Below are 1,674 nucleotides of genomic sequence, written 5' to 3'. Positions count from 1 at the left end.
GTACGCCTCTGCGCGCCTCGACGCGATCGCAGCCGTCCTGACCGCGACCGCCGGTGACTACCTCCCGGCAGCATCCCTGTCGGCCGAAAAGGCCTCCATCGCCGCCTATTTCGCGTGACCGGCCCTGAACCTCAGTGCTGCTAACACACATTGGGTGACGTCGAGCAGGTTCTACCCTGCTGGAGGTGACCTAACGTGTGTTAGCAGAGGTTAGGGTCGCCCAGCCAGGCTCAGTCTTCGCAGACCAGGCAGACTCCGGGCGCGATCGCATAGGGAGCGGTTGCAACGAGCGCTCCGACCACCCGGCGCAACCGGCTGATCTCTGCGCGCACCGTCACCTGATGGGCGTCATCGCCGAAGAGCGTCCGGCTCAACTCGGCCGCGCTCAACCCGCCCGGAGCAGCGGCCGCGAGGGCGCGCAAAATGGCCGTATGCCGCGGGCTCACCCCAGCCCGCCACTCACCGCTACCGTCCGGCCCCGCCGAAACCTCCAGCACGTTCTCGCCCCCGATGGTCCGCAGCCGGGCGGTCAGGTGAGCCGACCGCTCGCCGGGCCGCACCAGCCAGCCCTCGCCGAGGCGCTCGGGAACGCACAGCCCGAGGCCCGGCACGGCCACGGGGACATGCTCGCGGGGCGCGGCGATCCGGTCGCGCACGAGCACTCCGCTGTAGTGCGCCACCCACCCGAAGTCGTCCACCAACAGCAGCGGCCCGCTGGTGGTCGCCACTACGTGTTCGGCCGACCGGCGCAGCCGGCCGAGCGATTCTTGATGCTCGCGCCACAGCCGCTCCTGTGCCAGCCGAGCCGCGGTCGAGACCAAGGCGATCAGCGCGGGGTGCAGTGTCAGGGCCGGACCGCTGACGTCGACCACCCCGATCAACTCACCCGTCACCGGATCGTGCACCGGCTCGGCCGTGCAGTACCACGGGTGCTGCCCCTCCTCGAAGTGCTCGGCCGAGAAGAGTTGCACCGCAGCGCCTTCCGCGAGCGCGGTGCCGATCGCATTGGTGCCGACGACCTCCTCGGTCCAGCGCGCGCCCTCGACGAACCCCAACCCGTCGGCCCGCCGGAGCACACCCGGCGACCCTTCCCGCCACAGGATCACCCCGTCGGCGTCGGTGAGGACGACGATGAAGCTTGACGCGTGCGCGACCGACGTCAGCACCGCGCGAATCTCCCCCACGACCGACGCCAAGGCTCCCGTATGCCGCCGCCGCTCCACCTCCGCCCACGGCACCGGTTCGCGCGCATTGCGGGCCGTCGGGTCGAGACCGAAGCCCAGGGCCCGGTTCCACGACCGCGAGACGACCGGCCGGGGCCGGACCGGGGGCGCGGCTCCGTCCATGACGGCGGTGTGCACGCGGCGCAAGGCCCGCGCGTGCTGCCCGAGGTCGGTCCCGAGCCCGACGGCGGCCGACGAATCCACGACGACTCCTCACCTGCCCGCGACCGGCAACCCAGCGGCCGCCCACGCACCGATGCCACGGCGGACCGTATGCCGCGAGCCTAGCGCCGCCTGTGACCCCGGTCACCTCGAAACGAGCCCGATGCAACATCGTGCAACGCTTCCGACCGCCTCGCCCGCCGCGCTGTACTGGCGCCAGAGCGGCGGGTCGACGTGGAACCGCCCACGGCACAAGAGGCACCGATGACCGACACCTTGACTTCGCCCG

1 protein-coding gene is annotated in these 1,674 nt (G+C 71.5%); it reads right to left on the bottom strand.

The genetic code is table 11. From position 1 onward, the window contains the following. Positions 1–230 precede the first annotated feature (230 nt). Positions 231–1,427 carry a GAF domain-containing protein gene (locus PKH97_RS16460; protein WP_324388687.1) on the bottom strand — a complete coding sequence of 399 codons (1,197 nt, stop codon included), beginning with the start codon at positions 1,425–1,427 and terminating at the stop codon, positions 231–233. Between the last annotated feature and the right edge of the window lie 247 nt (positions 1,428–1,674).

This window comes from Nostocoides sp. (assembly GCF_035343835.1).
GTDB classification, from domain to species: Bacteria; Actinomycetota; Actinomycetes; order Actinomycetales; family Dermatophilaceae; genus Nostocoides_A; species Nostocoides_A vanveenii.
The sequence above is the reverse complement of the archived record's forward strand: the minus strand, read 5'-3'. Positions and strand labels throughout refer to the sequence as shown.